Annotated in this window: 19 protein-coding genes; 10 read left to right on the forward strand and 9 right to left on the reverse strand. The window is 63.1% G+C overall.

The window, feature by feature from the left end; all coding sequences use genetic code 11:
* The first annotated feature begins 18 nt into the window (after positions 1 to 18).
* The 3 genes from ACFE8X_RS01505 to ACFE8X_RS01515 are packed head-to-tail and all read left to right on the forward strand — an operon-like array spanning position 19 to position 3,726.
* Positions 19 to 1,029 (forward strand): ABC transporter ATP-binding protein, encoded by a 1,011-nt coding sequence (locus ACFE8X_RS01505; RefSeq protein ID WP_375449861.1) that lies wholly within the window; start codon positions 19 to 21, stop codon positions 1,027 to 1,029.
* Positions 1,026 to 2,030 (forward strand): ABC transporter ATP-binding protein, encoded by a 1,005-nt coding sequence (locus tag ACFE8X_RS01510; RefSeq protein WP_375449665.1) that lies wholly within the window; start codon positions 1,026 to 1,028, stop codon positions 2,028 to 2,030. The genes ACFE8X_RS01505 and ACFE8X_RS01510 overlap by 4 nt, the downstream gene beginning before the upstream one ends.
* Positions 2,031 to 2,052: 22 nt before the next feature.
* Positions 2,053 to 3,726, forward strand: coding sequence for a M14 family metallopeptidase (locus tag ACFE8X_RS01515; RefSeq protein ID WP_375449666.1), 1,674 nt, complete (start codon positions 2,053 to 2,055; stop codon positions 3,724 to 3,726).
* Positions 3,727 to 3,735: 9 nt separating this feature from the next.
* On the opposite strand, the gene ACFE8X_RS01520 is transcribed toward ACFE8X_RS01515, so the two are convergent.
* Together ACFE8X_RS01520 and ACFE8X_RS01525 are read right to left on the reverse strand one after the other, a co-directional pair.
* A complete protein-coding gene (locus ACFE8X_RS01520; protein WP_375449667.1) occupies positions 3,736 to 4,452 on the reverse strand; it encodes a GntR family transcriptional regulator in 717 nt (238 codons plus the stop codon).
* A 162-nt stretch (positions 4,453 to 4,614) separates the two neighbouring features.
* Positions 4,615 to 5,562: an isoaspartyl peptidase/L-asparaginase family protein gene (locus ACFE8X_RS01525; RefSeq protein WP_375449668.1), complete on the reverse strand. Its 948-nt coding sequence runs from the start codon at positions 5,560 to 5,562 to the stop codon at positions 4,615 to 4,617.
* Positions 5,563 to 5,689: 127 nt separating this feature from the next.
* Between ACFE8X_RS01525 and ACFE8X_RS01530 the strand changes: the two genes are divergently transcribed.
* The 6 genes from ACFE8X_RS01530 to ACFE8X_RS01555 all read left to right on the forward strand — a co-directional run bounded on the left by ACFE8X_RS01530 (position 5,690) and on the right by ACFE8X_RS01555 (position 10,658).
* Positions 5,690 to 6,391, forward strand: a complete 702-nt coding sequence (locus tag ACFE8X_RS01530; RefSeq protein WP_375449669.1) for a creatininase family protein — start codon at positions 5,690 to 5,692, stop codon at positions 6,389 to 6,391.
* A 1-nt stretch (position 6,392) separates the two neighbouring features.
* Entirely contained in the window at positions 6,393 to 7,148 is a 756-nt protein-coding gene (locus ACFE8X_RS01535; protein ID WP_375449670.1) for an SDR family NAD(P)-dependent oxidoreductase, read from the forward strand.
* A gap of 208 nt (positions 7,149 to 7,356) precedes the next feature.
* Complete coding sequence (locus ACFE8X_RS01540; protein ID WP_375449671.1) at positions 7,357 to 7,548, forward strand: hypothetical protein; 192 nt, start codon at positions 7,357 to 7,359, stop codon at positions 7,546 to 7,548.
* 40 nt (positions 7,549 to 7,588) lie between these two features.
* Positions 7,589 to 8,599 carry a phosphotransferase family protein gene (locus ACFE8X_RS01545; protein WP_375449672.1) on the forward strand — a complete coding sequence of 337 codons (1,011 nt, stop codon included), beginning with the start codon at positions 7,589 to 7,591 and terminating at the stop codon, positions 8,597 to 8,599.
* Complete coding sequence (gene eno, locus ACFE8X_RS01550) at positions 8,596 to 9,915, forward strand: phosphopyruvate hydratase (protein ID WP_375449673.1); 1,320 nt, start codon at positions 8,596 to 8,598, stop codon at positions 9,913 to 9,915. The genes ACFE8X_RS01545 and eno overlap by 4 nt, the downstream gene beginning before the upstream one ends.
* Positions 9,912 to 10,658 carry an SDR family oxidoreductase gene (locus tag ACFE8X_RS01555; RefSeq protein WP_375449674.1) on the forward strand — a complete coding sequence of 249 codons (747 nt, stop codon included), beginning with the start codon at positions 9,912 to 9,914 and terminating at the stop codon, positions 10,656 to 10,658. The genes eno and ACFE8X_RS01555 overlap by 4 nt, the downstream gene beginning before the upstream one ends.
* Before the next feature lie 32 nt (positions 10,659 to 10,690).
* Here the strand turns inward: ACFE8X_RS01555 and ACFE8X_RS01560 are convergent, their stop codons facing one another.
* From ACFE8X_RS01560 to ACFE8X_RS01580, 5 genes are read right to left on the reverse strand one after another with little or no spacing between them, the layout of a single operon-like run.
* Positions 10,691 to 11,473, reverse strand: coding sequence for an enoyl-CoA hydratase/isomerase family protein (locus tag ACFE8X_RS01560; protein ID WP_375449675.1), 783 nt, complete (start codon positions 11,471 to 11,473; stop codon positions 10,691 to 10,693).
* Complete coding sequence (locus tag ACFE8X_RS01565) at positions 11,470 to 12,615, reverse strand: extracellular solute-binding protein (protein ID WP_375449676.1); 1,146 nt, start codon at positions 12,613 to 12,615, stop codon at positions 11,470 to 11,472. Before ACFE8X_RS01565 ends, ACFE8X_RS01560 begins: the two co-directional genes overlap by 4 nt.
* Positions 12,612 to 13,805: a CaiB/BaiF CoA transferase family protein gene (locus ACFE8X_RS01570; protein WP_375449677.1), complete on the reverse strand. Its 1,194-nt coding sequence runs from the start codon at positions 13,803 to 13,805 to the stop codon at positions 12,612 to 12,614. Before ACFE8X_RS01570 ends, ACFE8X_RS01565 begins: the two co-directional genes overlap by 4 nt.
* A 14-nt stretch (positions 13,806 to 13,819) precedes the next feature.
* Entirely contained in the window at positions 13,820 to 14,593 is a 774-nt protein-coding gene (locus ACFE8X_RS01575) for an SDR family NAD(P)-dependent oxidoreductase (protein WP_375449678.1), read from the reverse strand.
* Positions 14,590 to 15,771 carry an aldose 1-epimerase family protein gene (locus tag ACFE8X_RS01580; protein ID WP_375449679.1) on the reverse strand — a complete coding sequence of 394 codons (1,182 nt, stop codon included), beginning with the start codon at positions 15,769 to 15,771 and terminating at the stop codon, positions 14,590 to 14,592. The genes ACFE8X_RS01575 and ACFE8X_RS01580 overlap by 4 nt, the downstream gene beginning before the upstream one ends.
* Before the next feature lie 261 nt (positions 15,772 to 16,032).
* On the opposite strand from ACFE8X_RS01580, the gene ACFE8X_RS01585 reads away from it, so the two are divergent.
* The gene (locus ACFE8X_RS01585) at positions 16,033 to 17,049 is read left to right on the forward strand and encodes a LacI family DNA-binding transcriptional regulator (RefSeq protein WP_375449680.1); all 1,017 of its coding nucleotides are present in this window, start codon (positions 16,033 to 16,035) and stop codon (positions 17,047 to 17,049) included.
* Between the two features lie 163 nt (positions 17,050 to 17,212).
* On the opposite strand, the gene ACFE8X_RS01590 is transcribed toward ACFE8X_RS01585, so the two are convergent.
* Together ACFE8X_RS01590 and ACFE8X_RS01595 are read right to left on the reverse strand one after the other, a co-directional pair.
* Positions 17,213 to 18,127, reverse strand: coding sequence for a sugar phosphate isomerase/epimerase family protein (locus ACFE8X_RS01590; protein WP_375449681.1), 915 nt, complete (start codon positions 18,125 to 18,127; stop codon positions 17,213 to 17,215).
* Between the two features lie 15 nt (positions 18,128 to 18,142).
* Complete coding sequence (locus ACFE8X_RS01595) at positions 18,143 to 19,243, reverse strand: Gfo/Idh/MocA family protein (RefSeq protein WP_375449682.1); 1,101 nt, start codon at positions 19,241 to 19,243, stop codon at positions 18,143 to 18,145.
* Positions 19,244 to 19,253: the final 10 nt, after the last annotated feature.

Here is a 19,253-nt window from a genome sequence, read left to right on the forward strand (position 1 = left end):
GACATGACATCAACTCCCGTGACCGCCCCGCCTTTGCTCGAAGTGGATGACCTGCAGACCTCCTTCATCGTCGGCGAAGGCCAGGACGTGCGCGCCGTCGATGGCGTCAGCTTCGTGGTCAAGGCCGGCGAAACCCTCGCCATCGTTGGGGAATCCGGCTCAGGCAAATCGGTCACCAGCCTGTCGATCATGCGGCTCCTGCCCAAGAAGGTCGGCCGCATCTCGCGCGGAACCATCCGGCTGCGCGGCAAGGATATGGTGGGCCTGTCGGAGCGTGAGATGCGCGCCATTCGCGGCAATGATATCGGCATGATCTTTCAGGAGCCGATGACCAGCCTCAATCCCGTCCACACCATCGGCACCCAGATCGCCGAAGTCGTTGTCCAACACGACAAACTCAACAAGAAAGCAGCGCACCAGCGCGCCATCGAGATGCTCGAACTGGTCGGCATTCCCGAGCCGGCGCGGCGAGCCGACCAATATCCGCATCAAATGAGCGGCGGCATGCGCCAGCGCGCCATGATCGCGATGGCGCTGGCCTGCGAACCGAGCGTGCTGATCGCGGACGAGCCGACCACGGCGCTCGACGTGACCATTCAAGCGCAAATTCTTGATCTGATGCGCAATCTGCAGGCCCGGATGGGCATGGCGATCGTCTTCATCACCCACGATCTGGGCGTTGTCGCGGAAATGGCGGACCGGGTGGTGGTGATGTATGCCGGGCAGGTCGTCGAGACCGGAACGGTCGCGGAAATCTTCACCAAGCCGCTGATGCCCTACACATCGGGGCTGATGCAATCGATCCCCCGCATGGGCGAGTCCGAGGTCAAGATCAAGCTGCAGACCATTCCGGGTTATGTGCCGCTGCTGACCAAGCTGCCCGGCGGATGCCGGTTCCGCACGCGTTGCGCCTTTGCCCAGGAGCGTTGCGCTGCCGCCGAACCGCAGCTCGACGTGCTTGAAGGTGGACGCAGCGTGCGTTGCGTGCGCTGGCAGGAACTTGATCTCAAGACAAAGGCCGTGGCATGAGCCTGACACCGGACATGGTGCCCCTCAAGCGCAGGGACACGCTGCTGCAGGTCACCGACCTCACCAAGTATTTTCCCATCCGCGGCGGCGTGTTCAATCGGGTCGTCAACAACGTCAAGGCGGTTAACGGCGTTAGTTTCGCCATCGAGCGCGGCGAGGTGGTGGGGCTCGTGGGTGAGTCGGGCTCAGGCAAGACCACTGTTGGCCGCACCGTGCTGCGGCTGGAGGAGGCGACCTCGGGCACCATTGATTTCGACGGCGCCGATATTGGCACGCTGCCCAAGCCGGCGATGCGGCGTTATCGCAAGCGCATGCAGATCGTCTTCCAGGACCCCTATGCCAGCCTCAACCCGCGCGAAAAAATCCGCACCATGCTGGGCCATGCGCTGGCCGTGCACAGGATCGGCACCACCGCCGATCGCGAGGACCGCATCGTGGCGCTGCTCGAACAGGTGGGCCTCTCCGGCGACTATCTCGACCGCTTCCCGCATGAATTTTCCGGCGGGCAGCGCCAGCGCATCGGCATTGCTCGCGCCCTGGCGGTGGAGCCCGATTTCATCGTCGCGGACGAGCCGGTCTCGGCGCTGGACGTGTCGATCCAGGCCCAGGTCGTCAACCTGCTTGACGATCTCAAGGCCAAGTTCAACCTGACCATGCTGTTCATCGCCCACGATCTTGCCGTGGTGGAGCATATCAGCGACCGGGTCATCGTGATGTATCTGGGGCGCATCATGGAGATCGCGCCCACCCGAACGCTGTACCGCGCGCCCAACCATCCCTATACCAAGGCCCTGCTCTCGGCCGTGCCAAATCCCGACATCACGGCCAAAAAAGACCGTATCATCCTGACCGGCGACATCCCCAGCCCGATCAATCCGCCCTCGGGCTGCGTGTTCCGCACGCGCTGCCCGATCGCCATTCCCGACTGTGCCAAGGTCGTGCCGGAGCTCAAGGAAGTTTCGTCCGGCCAGTTTGCCGCCTGTATCCGCACCGCCCCCTGATATTGCCGACCAGGACATTGCCATGACCGACCTCGACGTGAAATTCGACCGCTACTACAGCTATGACGAGATGACCGAACGGCTGCGCGCGCTGGTCGCGGCCTATCCGAACTTGGCGACGATGACCTCGCTGGCCAAGAGCTTCCAGGGCCGGGACGTCTGGCTGATCGAGATTTCCAATCCCGAGACTGGGCCAGCGGCTGAAAAGCCTGGTTATTACATCGACGGGCAAATCCACGCCGAGGAACACGCCACCTCCGCCGCCGCACTCTATGCCGTGTGGCACCTGCTCACCCAATATGGCAGCGACGAGGAGGCCACCCGCCTGCTCGATACCCAGGTGTTCTATATCATCCCGCGCATCAATCCCGACGGGGCCGAACTCTCGCTTTTGCCGCCCTACTACAATTGGTGCGGCAATGGCCGGTTCATGCCGGGGGCCGATCGGCTGGAAGGGCTGATCCCCGAGGATATCGACGGCGACGGCTATATCGTGTGGATGCGCGTGCCGGACAGCAAGGGCGAGTGGAAAAAGAGCACCGGCAATCCCGATATCATGGTGCAGCGCCAGCCCGGCGAAGAGGGCGGCGACTATTATCGCATCTACCCCGAAGGCTCGGTTCGTAACTTCGACGGCGTCACCGTGCCGGTCGAAAAGCCGTTCGACGGCAACATGAACCGGAACTTTCCCACCCATTGGTCGCCGCAGGAATACGGAGCCGGCAGCCATCCGCTCTCCGAGCCCGAAGCCTTCGGCATGGCCAAGTTCATTCTCGACCATCCCAATATCTGCGGCATGTGCGCCTATCACACCCATGGCGGCATCATCCTGCGCCCCTCCATGACCAAGCCCGACGCGGCCATGAGCGCCCGCGATATCAATCTCTACAAGGAAATCGGCAAGGTCGGCACGGCATTGACCGGCTACCCGACGGTCTCGATCTACGAGGAATTCACCCCGGACAAATCTGTGGTGCGCCGCGGCGGGCTGATGGACTGGACCTATGAGGAAATGGGCATCATCTCCTTCGGCACCGAGCTCTGGGACCTCGAACGCACCGCCGGCGTGCCCAAGGAAGGCTATTACAACCTTTATCCGCGCAACGAAGCGGTGCAGCAAAAGGTCTATGACTACGTCAAGGCCAACATGGCCGAGAAAGGCTGGCGCGATTGGAAGAGCTTCGATCACCCGCAACTGGGCAGGATCGAGATCGGCGGCATGGTCAATATCTGGAGCTACCGCAATCCACCAGGCAATCTGCTGGAAGACATGGTCCGGCAAAACGTGCTGTTCAACCTCAAGCATGCCGCCGCTGCGCCCCGGATCAAGGTCGACGCGGTTACGGTCACGGCGTTGGGCGGTGATCTCCATAAGGTTCGCGCCGTGGTTTGCAATCACGGCTATTTGCCATCCAACCTGTCGGATGTTGCCATCGCCAATAAAGTTGCCAAACCCGTCCGGGTCGGCATTGCAGTCGATGGCGGCGAGTTGGTGATGAATCCACAAACGGCCGATCTGGGTCATCTGGCCGGCCGCAACGAGCGCCTTTATCCGTGGTCACCCTGGGGCCAGCAATGGACCGCCAATGGCCGGCCCGTGGAATGGCTGGTGCGCGCGTCAAGCGGCAGCAGCGTTACCGTCACCAGCCACTCCGAAAAAGGTGGCACGGATCGGGTCACGGTCCTGATCGGCTAGCGCAGGTAGTCAGCGCGAGATGGACACATCGCCACGCTTCTTCTGGCGGGCGATCAGCAGCATGTGGCCTTCAAGGGCCGCCTGCAATTGGGCGAAATCGGTTTCTGGCTTGGCGATTTCGGCCAGGATCCAATCGCGAAAGGCCTCGTGCTGGCGCGGGATTTCGTCCAGATCCTCATCGCGGAAGCGCTCGAAATTGAACACGATCAGCACATGGCGCGCAATGGTATCCCAGAGCGTGCCGACAATGGGATTGTTGGCGACCTGGCGGATGACACGGTGAAATTCGAGATCGGCGACCAGCGAGTTTCGCCGACTGCCCGCCTTGGCCGAAAGCTTCATATTATTTATGGGGGCTTGCAGCACCGAAGGATCGCCCATGCCCTGGCGCCAATTGTCGATGGCATCGCGCAGCATGAAGGATTCAAGGCTGAGTCGCACTTCCATGATCTGCTGGGTGACATGGGGATCAAAGGCCGCGACGCGATAGCCCCGATGACCGCCGCCGCTGATGATCCCCTGGGCATGGAGCACCTTGAGCGCCTCGCGAACCGGCACTCGACTGACGCCGAGCTTTTCCACCAGCGTGGTCTCGACGATCCGCTCTCCGGGAGAAATGATCCGCGTGGCTATCGCCTCGGCGATCGTATCGGCAGCGCTTTCGGACAGCGAAATCCGCTTTGGCTGCGGCAGCTCGACAAGGGCGGAGTCGCCGTGCACAGTCATGCCTCCTCAACAGGCGCTTCGCGTTGCGAGCGCCGTCATGGGTGGCTTCTAGCATCAGCGCCGACAGCCGACAACTTCGTCTTGAAATCGCACAAGCATGGTTCTCGCACCCAAGCCTTTCACACGATCTTGGAGAGACAATACCGTCGTCGCAAGTGCGCGCTACAGACGTTCAACGACAGCGAAGTCGTCCCGGTAAATGCCGACGCTGAGCGTGCCGTCGGCGGCGACGGTGCCGCGATACATGCCTTCGGTATTGTGCAGCAGTTCCATCGCACCCGTCGCGTCGATGGCGATCAGGCCGGCCCCGCAGCCATCGCTGGTCAGTTCAGCCATTGCGACCGCTACGGCGTCGCCGAGGGTATCAGAACGGTAACGAATTCGTGCCGCAATGTCGTGTGCGGTACCGCGCCGAATGAAGAATTCGCCCTGCCCCGTGCAGGACACCGCCACCGTGCCATTGGCAGCATAGGTCCCGGCGCCGAAGATCGGCGCGTCCCCAACCCGGCCGACACGCTTGTAGGTATAGCCCCCGGTCGAGGTGGCTGCCGCCAGATTGCCGTCGTCATCGCACGCCACGGCGCCTACCGTCCCGTGCTTTTCGGCTTCGCTGCGCGGCCTGTTAAGCAAGCCGGCCCGCTCCTCGTCGGCGCGTTGCCAGTGCTGCCGGCGCAGTGTGGTGGTGAAATAGGATTGATCAACCATTTCAAGGCCCTGTTCGCGCGCAAACAGGTCCGCCCCGCTGGCGGTGAGCAGCACGCAATCGCCAGTTTCCATCACGCGGCGCGCGACGCGGATCGGATTGCGAGTTGCGCGCGCCGCGGCAATAGCTCCTGCGGCAAGGGTCCGACCATCCATGATGGCGGCGTCCAATTCATGATCGCCGGCGGCATTGAGCACGGCGCCGTGGCCGGCGTTGAAGCTGGGATGATCCTCGAGCACGACAACAGCCGCCTCGACCGCATCGACCGCCAATCCCCCATCGTTCAGCACGGCCCAGCCGGCACGCAGGGCATCCCGAAGGCCGTCGCGTGCGGCCTGGTAGCTTTGAGGCGTAAATGCGCTGCGCGGAATCGTGCCGGCGCCGCCATGGATTGCAAGACTTGCCATTGGATCGCTAAACTCCCGCGATTGATAATAGGCGAACGATCGATTTACCGGCCCAGCTTGGACCCAAGTGCATAAGCTGCCAAGCTTATTAGGCCCAAGGATTGCCAGAAAACAGGATGGAAACGGCGTGAACATCTCGGATATGAACTGGTTTCAGGTCGAGACCTATCTGCAGTCGGACGATCGCGCGATCGTGCCCCTGGGCTCGACCGAGCAGCACGCCTTTCTCAGCAACAGCGTGGATTCAATCCTGGCGGCGAGACTGGCGCAAGAAGCGGCCGCGCCGTTGGGCGTGGTGGTTTTCCCGGTGCTGGCATTTGGGATCACGCCCTATTTTGCGACCTTTCCCGGCAGCATCTCGCTGCGGATGGACACCTATGCCCGCATCATCGTGGATGTCCTCGATAGCCTGGCGACGTCAGGATTTCGGCGCGTTCTGTTCGTCAACGGGCATGGCGGCAATACGCCCGGCCAGACCGCAGCACTGGAGTGGCTGAACAGCCATGCCTATTGCCGCATTCGCTGGCACAATTGGTGGAACGCACCCAAGACCCTGGCCAAGGTTCATGAGATCGATCCCATTGCCTCCCATGCTTCCTGGATGGAAAACTTTCCCTGGACCCGATTGCCCAATATCGGCATGCCGGCAGAGCGCAAGCCGATGGTCGATCTCGACAAGCTCAAGACCATGGGCGCGCCGGCGGTGAAGGACTATCTGGGAGACGGCAATTTCGGCGGCCACTACCAGCGCGCCGACGATGAGATGCAGGCGATCTGGGAGGTCGCCATTGCCGAAACGCAGGCGCTGATCCGCGACGGCTGGGCCTGACATGCAGTTTGATTTCACCGGCAAGAGCGTCATCGTTACCGGGGCGGCGCAGGGGATCGGCCGGGCCATTGTGGCCGGCATGGCGGCAGCCGGCGCACGGGTCGTTGCGCTTGATCGCGACGCAACTGGTCTCGAACAGGCCAGATCGGCCGGCGCGATCGAAACCATTGCGGTCGAGTTGGGGGAGCAGAGCACAGTCCAGACGGCTATTGCGCGCGTAGCAGCGGCGTATGGCGGCGTGGACATTCTGGTGACCGCCGCAGGCGGCGTGCGCGGTCAGGTCGCGCAACAACTGGAGGCGGTGAGCGAGCAGAGTTGGCGCCAGTTGTTTGAAGCCAATGTGGACGCCGCATTTTTCTGTGCGCAGGCGGTGGCGCCGCATATGAAAGCCAAGGGATCGGGCCGCATCGTCACCATCGCGTCGGGTGCGGGCCTGCGGCCCAGCCTCACCGGCATCCAGGCCTATAGCGCCGCCAAGCATGCCCTGGTTGGTTTGACCAAGCAGTTGGCGCTCGACCTGGGACCGCATGGCATTACCGTCAACAGCGTTGCGCCAGGGTTTGTGCTTTCTAATCCCGCCACGCAGCGGCAGTGGGAGAGCTATGGCGAGGCCGGCCAGCAAAAGCTGATCGAAACAATCCATATGCGGCGCCTCGGTCAGGCAGAGGACATCGCCAACGCCGTGATGTTCCTCTGTTCGTCGGCTGCCGGATGGATATCGGGGCAAGTTCTGAGCGTAGATGGCGGACGCGCCTGATCGCGACCGCATGCCCGCTCTGGTTGGAGGTGAAAGGGCCTAAAGCTACTGCGCGCGATAGGTCCACTGCCGGCGGCAGGGATGAGTGTACACCAATTGCGATTGACTTTGATTGAGTTACTGATTTATTTTGACGCGTAATGATGTTTTTACGTCGAACAATCACTGGCGTTTAGGCATATCCGATACGGCGGGCGAGGACATTGGCATGGCGACCATCACTCCAGCAAACCTCGGCCAACGCTATGGTGTGGTGGACATATTCAACGATATTGACCCGGGGGTGCCGGGCGGGGGCAAGGTCTATGTCGAGTACAGGCGCGTCACCGATCTCGGTCCCGTGCAGTTTTGCGGGCGAAGCAAAGATATGCCGATGTTCAAGGGCGAGCGGCTAGACTAGCCGCCGGGTCCCTTATCGCAACCGCAAGACAGGTCTGGCCATGATGCAGCCGATCCAGAAGCGCGCCATAGATCTGCTGATCGAGCTTAAATTATTGCCGCAGGGTGCTACGGCCGAGGTTCAGCCGCTCACCGGCGGCGTTTCGTCCGATATCGCTTTGGTGCGCAGTGCCGAAGGCAATTTCTGCGTCAAGTTCGCACTGACCCAGCTCAAGGTCGCTGCGGTTTGGACGGCACCGGTGGGGCGCAACGCGGCGGACTATGCCTGGCTGGATTATGTTGCAGGATTTTCGCCCGAGCGGGTTCCCCAACTCTTTGGCCAAAGCGACAGGCTTGGTGGCTTTGCCATGGCTTACTTGGAGCCAACCTCTTATCCCAATTGGAAAATCGAGCTGTTGGCGGGACGTGTCGATCCGACCTTCGCCGGCGCCGTTGGCGCGGCGCTGGCCGCGATCCATGCCCGTTCGGCGAAGGATCCGGCAGGTCGCGCCGCCTTCGACAACAAGGGCGATTTCCGCCAGTTGCGGCTCGAGCCTTATCTGGTTCACATCGCCGGCCAGCATCCCGATCTTGCGCCCTTGCTGGATCATTTGGTCAAGGGGCAAGACGCGGCCCGCATTGCGCTGGTGCATGGCGATGTCAGTCCAAAAAACATTCTGATGGGTCCGCGCGGCCCGGTGTTCCTTGATGCCGAATGCGCCGTGGAGGGCGATCCGGCTTTCGACATCGCCTTTTGCCTCAACCATCTGGCGATCAAGGTAATGGCACCCAAGGGAGTGCCTGAGGCACTGTCCGAAACGGCGCGCGCGCTCTGGTCCGCCTATGTCGATGGCGTCGTCTGGGAAGACAGGCCGGGGCTCGAGGCGCGAGTTGCGCTGCTGCTGCCGGCGCTGATGCTGGCGCGCGTCGATGGCAAATCCCCGGTGGAATATCTCGACATGCGGCAGCGCGATCGCCTGCGTGACCTGGCACGGCGCCTGTTGCTAGACCCGCCAGCGGGGGTCGAGGCCATCATTGGCGCCGCCCAGAACAGTGGAACGCACCCGTCATGAGCTTGACGACAATTACCCAGATCCAGGCTCGTCGAGTCTGGGACAGCCGCGGTCGCCCCACCGTCGAGGCCGATGTGCGACTGGCTGGTGGCGCATTGGGGCGCGCCATTGCCCCAGCCGGCGCCTCGCGCGGGACGCGCGAAGCCATCGATCTGCGCGATGGTGGCACCAGGCTAGGTGGCCGGGACGTGCTGGGTGCCGTCCATGGCGTTAACACGCTGGTGGCAGATGCGCTGCGCGGGTTGGACGCTGCCGACCAGGCTGGCGTAGATGCTGCCCTGATCGCGCTCGATGGCACAACCAACAAGGCCAGGCTGGGCGGCAATGCCACCGTTGCCGTGTCGCTGGCGGTGCTGCACGCGGCAGCGGCGGCTGCAGGAGTGGCGTCCTGGCAGCATGTCGCAGCCCAATATGGCGCCACTCCGTCCTTGCCTCTGCCCGAAATCCAGATTTTCGGCGGCGGCGCCCATGCCGGTCGGCGGGTCGATATCCAGGATTTCATGGTCATGGTGCCAGGCGCAGCCTCGATCGCCGAGGCGTTCGAGATCACCGCGGAAATCTATGCCGCCGCCGGAGACATCCTGGCTACGCGCGGAGCCTTGCGCGGCGTTGCCGACGAGGGCGGCTGGTGGCCGGAATTCTCGTCCAACGAGGCGGCGCTCGATACCCTGATGCAGGCCATGGAAAAAGCCGGCGAACGGCCGGGTGACAGGGTCGTCATTTCGCTCGACGTTGCCGCATCCGAATTTGGCGCCAAGGGGCAATATCGCCTGGCGCTGGACGACCGCTCGCTCGACAGCGGCGCGATGATCGACCTGCTGGGCGGCTGGCTGGACCGCTATCCGATCGTCTCCATCGAGGACCCACTGGCCGAAGACGATCTGGAGGGGCTCAGCGCCTTCACCCAGGCCTATGGCGATCGCGTACAGATCATCGGCGACGACGTGCTGGTGACTAATGCCGCCTTGGTCGAGCGCGCCGTAGCGGCCAAGGCGTGCAATGCAATGCTGCTCAAGGTGAACCAGGTCGGGACGGTCAGCGAAGCCATTGCCGCCTGGCGCACGGCAGCCGCAGCCGGCTGGCCCTCCGTGGTTTCGGCACGCTCCGGCGAAAGCGAAGATGTTTCGATCGTGCATCTGGCCGTGGGCCTGGGTGCCGGGCAGTTGAAGGTTGGCTCGTTCGCCCGCTCGGAACGGCTGGCCAAATGGAATGAATGCATTCGCATCGAGCAATTGGCGGGCCTGCCCTTTGCCGCAGGTGTACCGCTCGCCAAGACATGGTGGGGGCAGAGCACACGTCAGGAGATTGCGCCATGAGCCCAGCATCGGATCGTCTTGCCGGCAAGATTGCCTATGTCAGCGCCGCCGCCCAGGGGATCGGCGCCGCCATTGCGCAGCGCCTTGCCGCGGAGGGTGCGCGTGTCCTGGCCAGCGACATCAATGGCGCGCAGCTGGCCGGTTTGACGGGCAAGCGCATCGAAACGGTGACGCTGGATGCCCGTGATGGCGATGCGGTCGCCAGCGCCATCGGCGCGTTCGGTCCACTCGATATCCTGGTCAACTGCGTCGGCTGGGTGCATCACGGCACGGTGCTCGACTGCTCGCCGCAGGATTGGTCCCGCTCGTTCGCGCTCAATGTCGACACCGCCTATTTCGCCATCCGCGTGGCGTTGCCCGCCATGCTTGAGCGGCGCGCCGGCTCGATCGTCAACATCGCCTCGGCGGCATCGTCCATCAAGGGTTTTGCCAATCGCGCGGCCTATGGGGCCTCCAAGGCGGCGCTGATCGGGCTGACCAAGGCTATCGCCGTCGATTGCGCCAGCGCAGGGGTGCGCTGCAACGCGATCTGTCCGGGTACAGTGGATTCGCCCTCGCTGGGCGAACGCATTGCCGCCATGCCCGATCCGGTGGCGGCCCGCGCCGCCTTTATCGCCCGCCAGCCGATGGGCCGTTTCGGCACGCCCGAGGAGATCGCGGCACTAGCCGCCTATCTTGGCGCCGACGAAAGCGCGTTCATGACCGGCGCGACCCTGCTGCTCGATGGCGGGGCAACGGCCTAGACTTTTACCGCTGTCTCAGACGAGCACTACACTCACCGCCGCCGGAAGACTGGAGCGCGTTTTTCCTTGAACGCGGCACGGCCTTCGCTGGCGTCTTCGGTGGTGAAGCAGATGGTCTGCAGGTCCTTTTCATAGGCGATGGCATCGTTGAGCGGCATGGTCCAGGCGGCTTTCAGGTTGAGCTTGGCGGTCTCGGCGGCGATCGGGGCGCGAGCGGCAATAGTGGTCGCCATGGCTACGGCAGCGTCCAACAGTTCTCCCGGCGGGACGACACTGGACACCAGGCCCCAACGCTCGGCGGTGGCGGCATCGATGGAGTCGCCGGTCAGGATCATCAACGCGGCATTGGAGGGACCGACGGCGTGGGAAAGGCCGGCCGCCATGCCGCCGCCCCCGATCCAGCCCAGCTTGATCTCGGGCGCCGCAAAGCTGGCAGTGGTTGCCGCGATCCGGATATCGCATGCCATTGCCGTTTCCAGCCCGCCACCCAGCGCATAGCCGTTGATCGCGGCAATGATCGGCTTGGGGAAGGTGCGGATGGTGGCGCAATAATCAGCACGGTTGCGGAACGCCCAGGGTGTATGAAATTCATCGAGCTGGCGGATGTCGGACCCGGCGCAAAAGGCGCGCTCGCCGGCCCCCGTCAGCACGACACAACGTACCGCATCGTCGATCGCGAAGCGTTGCAGCACCGTAACCAACCTGTCGGCCATGGCGGGTGTCATGGCGTTGAGCTTGGTGGGGCGGTCCATGGTGAGGATGGCCACTGCGCCCCGGTGCTCGACGCCGATGGTTTCGCTGGGGGTGTCGGTCATGGCTGCAGGTTTCCTCTGGCGGCATGGTAGCGGGTGTTGATTTCGGCCACGATGTCGGGTGCCGGGATGCCTCCGGCGATGGCGCTGCGCAAGAACGCCGAGGCCCATTCCTGGAACGCGATGTAGCCGGCAAAGCGCGGCCGAACGATCGCAGCATCCATGGTGGCGCTAGTGTTGCGATAAAAGCCGTTCCAGTGGGCATTGATGCTGTCGCTGGTCCAGGCACTGCGGGCGCTGGGCTGGCCGTCGTGAGCGGAAATGAACCCTGCCTGGGTACTCTCGCCCATGAGCCAATCGAGATGGGCCAGCAGTTGGGGTGTCACCTTCGCCCGTGTTGAAATACCAATGCCGGTGCCGCCCAGGGTCGAGCCAGGATGGCTGTTGAGGGCGGCTCGGGGCGCTTCGGCAAATGCAATGGCGTGGCGGCCCGCTGCCGGCCGGCCATAGGTGACGTAACCGAAGATCAGCGGACAGAAGGCGACATCGTCATGGCGCGCCATGTGTTCGAGAATGCCGATGGGATTGGCCGGCAGCAGAGTCGGCCGGGCGCGGGCCATGAGGCGCGTCAGCAACTCGACCGCGCGGATGCCGCTGCGTTCATCGACAAAGCAATCTTCGCCCCAGGACGCGGGCGACGGGCTCAGCGCCACCGCCACAGACAGAATGGCGAGAATTGCATGCGGGCCGGCAATCGATAGGGCAAGGCCAAGCCAGTCGGCGGCTTCCTCCACGGCATCCCAGGTCCTGGGTGGTGCGCTCATCAGGTCAGGGCGCCAAGCCAGCACCTGGGTTGCCGCATCGAGCGGCAGCGCCCATTGCCGCCCGACATAACCGTAGCTGGCAAAGCTCCGGCCGATCGTGCGCCGGGCAATTGCCCCCAGCGCGGCACTGTCGAACAGCCCATCGAGCGGTTGCAGGCACCCCGCGGCCACCGCCGCCCCGATATGGGGATGGTCGAGCACCACCAGGTCATAGCGGGCGAACAATTCCTCGATCGGCGCGGATTCAAAGCCTTCCAGCGGCTGCTTATCCCACACAATGGAGAGGCCATGCATGGGCGCCATGGTTCTGGCGGCGGCGGCCAGTGCATTGTAGCCGCGGGGATGGTCCCAGGTCAGCGCGCGGTATGCCGGCATGCTCATGGCTGCGGGCCGGCCACCGCGCCCTGCGCCATGAGCTCGGCAATGCGCCGGTCGTCGTAGCCGGCCTCGCGCAGTACATCGGTGGTGTGCTCCCCGGCCAGCGGCGCGCCGCGCGCCACCGTGCTCGGAGTCTTGGAAAAGCGGATGGCAAAGCCCGGCGTTTTCACCCGGCCTTCGGTAGGGTGGTCGTACTCGACAAAGGTGCCATTGTGCTTGATCTGCGCGTCGACGACCAGGTCGGCATAGCCATAGACCGGTCCGCACCAGATGCCGGCATCGCCCATCAGCTTGAGCCATTCGGCGCTGGTCTTGCTCAATAGACGCTCGCGGGTAATGGCAAACACCTGGTCGCGCAGCGCCCAGGCATCGCGCTCGTCGTCCATGGCGAGAAAGCTCGGCTCGCCGATCACCGTGCCCAGGGTCTTGAGGGCGGGAAAGGCCACGATAATGTAGCCGTCCGCGGTGGCGAAGGTGCCGTAGGGCGAGCGGATATAGGCATGTGCATGTGGCTCGGCGGACCGCTGCTGGGGCTTGCCGGCAACGGTGAATACCGACAGTTCCTGCATCTGCAAGGTGGTAATGGCGTCGAGCATGTTGACCTCGACCAGTTGCCCTTCACCCGTTCGTTCGCGATGCAAGAGCGCTGCCAGCACGCCCTCGAAGGCGGTATAGGCCGTCACCGCATCGACCAGGAACTGCCCAGCCGGCGTCGGCGCTTCCCCATCCCGCCCGGCCGACAACATCGCCCCCGACAGGCCTTGCAGCAGCAGGTCCTGCCCCGGCCGATCAACGTAGGGACCCGTCTCGCCATAGCCCGACATCGACACATAGACGAGCTTTGGATTGAGGGCGCTCAGGGTTTCGTAGTCGACACCTAGCCGCTTGGCCACGCCGGGCCGATAGTTCTGCAGGAACACATCGGCGTGCTTAACCAGGTTGGCCAGCACCGCCTTGCCGCCTTCTGACTTGAGATCGACGGCCAGCGAGCGCTTGTTGCGGTTGAGCGACAGGAACGAGACGTTGATCTTGTTGCCCTTGGCTCCACCGGCGGAAACATGGCGCTGCCATTCCCCGTTCAGCGGCTCGACCTTGACCACGTCTGCGCCCAGATCGCCCAGCCGCATCGCCGCGAACGGCCCCGCCATGGCGATCGAACAATCGAGCACGCGATAGCCTGAAAGAACACCCATTCTCGCTCCGAATCTTAAGACATGACCCAGCCGCCATCCACATTGATGGTCTGGCCGGTGATGAAGGAAGACGCCTCGGACGCCAGGAACATCATGGCATTGGCAATATCGGCCGGAGCGCCGCGGCGCTGGATGGCCTGATGGTCGTAGATGCGCCGCTCGTAGGCATCGAGGTCGGGATGAATTTTTTCGGCGTCGGTGGGAAAGGCACCCGGCGCTATCGCGTTGACGGTAATGCCCCATTTGCCGAACTCCCGCGCCCAGGCGCGGGTTAGTCCAATCAGCGCCATCTTGGTTTGGATATAGGGGCTGAGATCGGCCCAGCCGCCACTGACGGTCACCGAAGAGACGTTGACGATGCGGCCCCAGCCTTTTTCGCGCATGCCCGGCAGGGCGACCTGCACGCAGACGATGCCGGCTTCGACATTGACGCGGTGGACGCGCTGAAAGTCGGCGATGGAATAATCCTCGAAGGGTTTGCTGGGATAGATCGCGGCATTGTTGAAGACGACATCGAAGCCGCCATGCTGCTTGGCCAGGCCATCGAGTTCGGCGCGCAGCCGATCAAGATCGCTGAGATCGAGAGGCTCCAGCCATAATCCATGGAGGTCTTCCGCCGCGGCGGCCTCAAGCAGGGCCGCGCCCTTGGTCGCATTGTTGTCGACAGCAATGACCCTTGCCCCGGCCCGGAGCAGATGCAAAGTCGTCGTCAGGCCCAGCCCCCCGGCGGCCCCCGTCGCGAGCACCGTCTTGCCGGCCAGAGAGCCAAAACTGTCGCACCCGCTCATGACCGGCCTTCGATCGGCAGGTGATTTTTGGATGGGGCGGGATAATCCTCGTCCGGCTGCATGGCGATGCCGACGATACGAGCCTCGACGGCGGCGATGGCGGAAGCGCCATCCAGCACGCGGAACATTGTGTCGTAGCGCCGCTCATCGGCGTGTTCGAGCCAGGTCATTTCTCCGCGATCGCGGGCGGCCCGGTTGCCGAGTACATGGTTGCTGGATGGCTCGATCCCCAGAGCATACTGGCCTGCCTGCAGGTTCTGCCATTCATATTGGCAAGGAAATTGGGCTTTGCTGGTGGTGACTTCCATGCCGAGACCCAGGCGATCGTTGACCAGCGCGACCGGCACCAATCCTTGGGCATCGGCACCCATTTCGTGCTGCCACACCTGCTCGCTGAAATTGATCTGCGGACCGGGAAGCGTGCGGTAGCCGACGCCCTGCGCCTCATAGTTCGCGCCGGCATGGCCTGCCCACACCACGTCGCGGATCGGCGCAAGGTAGCGACTGCCCTTGTCCAAAAGGGGATAGGCCAGGTTGATGTGATAGCAATACATATGCGGGGTGCGGTAAAATCCACGGTTGACGACGCGATCGCTGAGGCGAATTTCGTTGCCGCCGACATCGGCTTCGATGCGCCGTACTAGGTGCAGGTTTTCGGCGAACACGGCGGCCTGCTGCACGATACCTTCGGCCCAGAGAATGCATTTATCACCGTCCCAGCGCTCGCCATAGCCCGTCAGCCGGGCTGGAATGGCGCTAACCCGGCCGTGCAGGGGATGGAGGACGCTGGTGCGACCGGGATAGTGATAGGTCTCGGCCGGCACGGTGTCGGGAAACAGGATGTGGTCGAGCCCACATGTGACCAGAAGCCCCGAAAACGAGCGCGCCCAACCGATACCGCCTTCGGCTTCCGCGTCATGCAGGCCGGGATGGCGAAACCCCGACGGAGAATGCCAACCTATTGCCTGGCCACGAAAATCGCAATCGGCAAGGTCCAGTGCCCGATCAACCAGGGCGGTGAAACGCAAGCCGGTTCCGGTGCGAAATTCGAGCATGCGAATGCCGCGCTCCAGCCCGTCACCCAAGGTCATCAGCCGCACTCCGGCGACCTGGTCGGGCGATCCGGTACGAGCTGCCAGATCGCTGCGCGACAGGCTGGCGCCGTAAAGTTCTACCATGTCGCCTGCCCTCGCCCTCACGTCCGGCCGCACCTGTTCCGGCGCATTGAAGGCACGATGATGGACGTTGATTGATATGTCAACATCAATCAAAAAATCAATCAAGATGCATCGTGGTTGCTCTGTTTCGCGGCGCATCTGTTAACAATTGGAGTGACAGAAGCCGTATTTTTGCCGATTGCGATGCCCGAATGAGAAGCTTTACAAACCCATCAAAATACATCAACTGTGGTGTTTTAGAATTGCTGTCCGGATCCTGATTTGCGCCCTACTCTTGTCCACATCGCTCGCGAAGCCGGCGTGTCCAGCGCCACGGTCGATCGCGTGCTCAACGACCGGCCTGGCGTGCGCGCGAGTACCAGGGACCTGGTCATGGAAGCGGCGCGGCAGGTCGGCTATGTCAGCGCGGTGCAATCGGAATCCCCGCAGCCGATTGCCAATCTGGCGCTGGATTTCGTGCTGCCCGCCGGCACCAACAGTTTTCTCGAGGACTTGCGACAGCAATTGATCCGGCAGGGCGAGCAAACGGCAAATGTCAGCGTTCGGGTGCATTCGATCGAGGGGTTCAATCCGTTCACCCTGGCTGAGACGCTGAAGCGGCTGGAAGGCAAGTCCAGCGGCGTGGGCATAGTCGGGCTCGATCATCCGACCGTTCGGGAAGCTATCCGCGCCACGACCCTATCGGGGGTTCCGGTGATTACCCTGCTGTCCGACATCCATCACGTGCCGCGGGCCGGCTATGTCGGCATCGACAATCGCAGCGCCGGGCGGCTTGCGGGGTATTTGACGGCACGATTGCTGGGTCCCGGGGCCTATCAGGTGGCGCTGTTTGCCGGCTCCTTGTCCTATCGGGGGCATGAGGAGCGCGAGGCAGGGTTCCGCCACATCATCGCCGAGGAATTTCCCGAGATCACCGTGATCGATCTGACGGAAGTCAAGGACGACAATGAACAGGCCTATCGCGCCGCCATCGCGCATCTGGATGCCCATCCCAAGGTTGCGGCCATCTACAATATCGGCGGCGGCAGCCTGGGCATCGCGCGGGCGCTGGAGGAGCGCGGCCGGGCACAGTCGATCGTGTTCGTGGGGCACGAACTGACCCCCGTGCACCAGAGCCTGCTGCTCAGCGGCACCATGGATGTGGCGATCGACCAGAATGCGCGCGTCGAGGCGCGCGAGGCCATTGCCCAACTGGCCAAGGTCGCCCATGGCGAGGCCTGGGACATGCATCCGCTGCGCATTGCGGTGTTCTTCCGGGAGAACTTGCCGGGAGATTGAGAGGGCGAGAGTCGCAACATTGGCGTCAGTCAACCCCCACCTTGATCCTCCCCCTGGGAGGGGTAGGTGTTGACTGAGGCAGTTTACCAAGGGACCTGGTGATTGGGCGATAGGCTCGCCGGCAGGAGAGGCGAAGAGTGGCTCTCCTGTCGGTTTGAGAGATCTACACCCCCAGTTGCAGCAGCTTGTCCTTGACGAACCGCTTGGCGCGGGGGACGTCGCTTTCGTCGAGGTGCTCGATGATCAGGGGGATGTTGGAATGCTTTTCCGTGAGGCGCTTGAGGTAGAGATCGTAGTTGAGCGCGCCAAGGCCGGGCGCCGGTAGTTCGATCTGGCCGACGCCGCGGAAGGTGTGGCCTTCGGAGGCCTCGTCGTCACCGATATCGGCGTGCTTTTCGCTCGTGCCATGGGTGGTCATCATGACGTCCTTGGCGTGGGCGATGGTGACCTTGTCGGCCAGCGTGTCGAAGATCTGATTGAGGATCTTGTCCATGTCGCCGATATTGTGGGCCTCGAAATAATTGGTCGGGTCCATGAGCAGGCCCAGGCCCGGATGATCGACCTGGGCGAACATGCGGACGGTTTCTTCCACTGACCCGACGACGTTGTTGACGTAGGTTTCGAGGCAGAACACGGCGCCGTGGTCATAGGCGGTTTGCGCCAGGTCGGCGATGACGGCGCGGCATTCCTCGAAGCCTTCCTCGGTCTTGTTCTTGGGGTGATGAATCCAGTCGCTCTCGGTGTGGAAGGTGCCGGTTTCCGAGATCACGAAGGGCGAGCCGAAATCGCGCGCGTGGCGGATCACCTGCTTGAGCTGCTCGATCTTGGCCTGGCGCTGGCCCAAATCCGGATGAACGATATTGGCGTAGCCCGAGACGGCGCAAACCGGCAGCTCGTGCTGGCGGAAGGTGTCGCCAAGGCGACGCGCCGTCTGCTTGGTGATGCCACCCTTGGAAAGGTCGATATCCTTGAAGTGCAGGTCGAGCTGCACGGTGTTGAAGCCAAGCGCCTTGATCCGGCGGGCGGTTTCTTCGAGCTCATGGGGAAAATAGCCCGTGAAAATGCCAAGTTGCATCATGGTCGTGCTGTCCTTCTACGCTTTTGCGGTGGTGGGAAATTCGGAAAGCCTGACGGTGCGGCCGTCGGCGATGGAGCGGTAAGCGGCCTCGACCAGCGCGGCCGTGCCCACATTGTCGGCAATGGTCAGCAACGGCTCGGTGCCGGTGCGCACGGCGTATTGCAGTTGCTCCATCACGCCCACGAAAGCGTCGGGGAACCACATGCTGTCCCAGGTGGGGGTGATCCATTGGCCGCCGGTTTCCGTGTTTGATGCATAAGTCAGCGTCGAGACCGCGCCGGTGGGCCAGCCGATGGTGCCCTGGGCAATGCCCTCGGTGCCCTCGACGCGCCAGCGGATGAACGGGTCGGCGGTAAAGCCTGAATTGCTGGGGCCGCTCCACACGTCCTCGAGCGAGAGCGCCAAGAGGCCCGAGGGAAAGCGCAGCGTCGAGACCACCAGCCCGTCAGTGTGCTCGAACCCGGTGCGTGGATCGGGCCGCACCACGGCGGTGACCTCGCTGGGGTCACCGAACAGGAAGCGCATGATGTCGAGATGATGCACGCTCATGTTGAGCAGCGTCAGCCGATCATATTGCTGCAAAAACCCCTGCCAATGGGGAATGGCATGCATGTTGATTTCGGCAAAGACCGGAATGCCCAGGGCGTTGCGGTCGAGGAGCTCGTGCAGCACGCGCATGGACTGGTCGAACCGCATGTTCTGGTTGACCGATACTAGCTTGCCCGATGCCGCTGCAGCTTCGCGCAGGCTGATGGCCTCGTTCAGCGTCAGCGCCAACGGCTTCTGGATCAGGACGCCTTTGACATGGGGTTGCCTGAGCGCATGGCGCAGCAGATCGGGCTGCAGATCGGGGGGGAAGGCCAGGTCGACGATCTCGACATCGGGGTCTTCGATCAGTGCGAAAGGCGTATCGTGCACCTTGGCGATGCCGTGGCGCTGTGCCACCGCTTCGGCACGCGCCCTGGTGCGCGAAGCAATGGCCACGACCGGGAAGCCGGCGCTGCGGTAGGCAGGAAGATGGCACTCGGCCATGATCATGCCGGCCCCGATGCAACCGATGCGCACATCGTTGACCCGCACCGGCGGATCGGGCGTAAATTGCAACAGGTCCGACATCGCGTTCTCC

This window comes from uncultured Devosia sp. (genome assembly GCF_964244875.1).
In the GTDB taxonomy this organism is placed as follows: Bacteria; Pseudomonadota; Alphaproteobacteria; order Rhizobiales; family Devosiaceae; genus Devosia.

What these genes read in the sequence shown, in the direction of transcription:
- ACFE8X_RS01545 (WP_375449672.1), top strand. Translation starts at nt 7,589, where the DNA reads ATGATGCAGCCGATCCAGAAGCGCGCCATAGATCTGCTGATCGAGCTT.
- ACFE8X_RS01540 (WP_375449671.1), top strand. Translation starts at nt 7,357, where the DNA reads ATGGCGACCATCACTCCAGCAAACCTCGGCCAACGCTATGGTGTGGTG.
- ACFE8X_RS01560 (WP_375449675.1), bottom strand. Translation starts at nt 11,473, where the DNA reads ATGACCGACACCCCCAGCGAAACCATCGGCGTCGAGCACCGGGGCGCA.
- ACFE8X_RS01575 (WP_375449678.1), bottom strand. Translation starts at nt 14,593, where the DNA reads ATGAGCGGGTGCGACAGTTTTGGCTCTCTGGCCGGCAAGACGGTGCTC.
- ACFE8X_RS01535 (WP_375449670.1), top strand. Translation starts at nt 6,393, where the DNA reads ATGCAGTTTGATTTCACCGGCAAGAGCGTCATCGTTACCGGGGCGGCG.
- ACFE8X_RS01580 (WP_375449679.1), bottom strand. Translation starts at nt 15,771, where the DNA reads ATGGTAGAACTTTACGGCGCCAGCCTGTCGCGCAGCGATCTGGCAGCT.
- eno (WP_375449673.1), top strand. Translation starts at nt 8,596, where the DNA reads ATGAGCTTGACGACAATTACCCAGATCCAGGCTCGTCGAGTCTGGGAC.
- ACFE8X_RS01515 (WP_375449666.1), top strand. Translation starts at nt 2,053, where the DNA reads ATGACCGACCTCGACGTGAAATTCGACCGCTACTACAGCTATGACGAG.
- ACFE8X_RS01595 (WP_375449682.1), bottom strand. Translation starts at nt 19,243, where the DNA reads ATGTCGGACCTGTTGCAATTTACGCCCGATCCGCCGGTGCGGGTCAAC.
- ACFE8X_RS01590 (WP_375449681.1), bottom strand. Translation starts at nt 18,127, where the DNA reads ATGATGCAACTTGGCATTTTCACGGGCTATTTTCCCCATGAGCTCGAA.
- ACFE8X_RS01510 (WP_375449665.1), top strand. Translation starts at nt 1,026, where the DNA reads ATGAGCCTGACACCGGACATGGTGCCCCTCAAGCGCAGGGACACGCTG.
- ACFE8X_RS01565 (WP_375449676.1), bottom strand. Translation starts at nt 12,615, where the DNA reads ATGAGCATGCCGGCATACCGCGCGCTGACCTGGGACCATCCCCGCGGC.
- ACFE8X_RS01555 (WP_375449674.1), top strand. Translation starts at nt 9,912, where the DNA reads ATGAGCCCAGCATCGGATCGTCTTGCCGGCAAGATTGCCTATGTCAGC.
- ACFE8X_RS01525 (WP_375449668.1), bottom strand. Translation starts at nt 5,562, where the DNA reads ATGGCAAGTCTTGCAATCCATGGCGGCGCCGGCACGATTCCGCGCAGC.
- ACFE8X_RS01520 (WP_375449667.1), bottom strand. Translation starts at nt 4,452, where the DNA reads ATGACTGTGCACGGCGACTCCGCCCTTGTCGAGCTGCCGCAGCCAAAG.
- ACFE8X_RS01570 (WP_375449677.1), bottom strand. Translation starts at nt 13,805, where the DNA reads ATGGGTGTTCTTTCAGGCTATCGCGTGCTCGATTGTTCGATCGCCATG.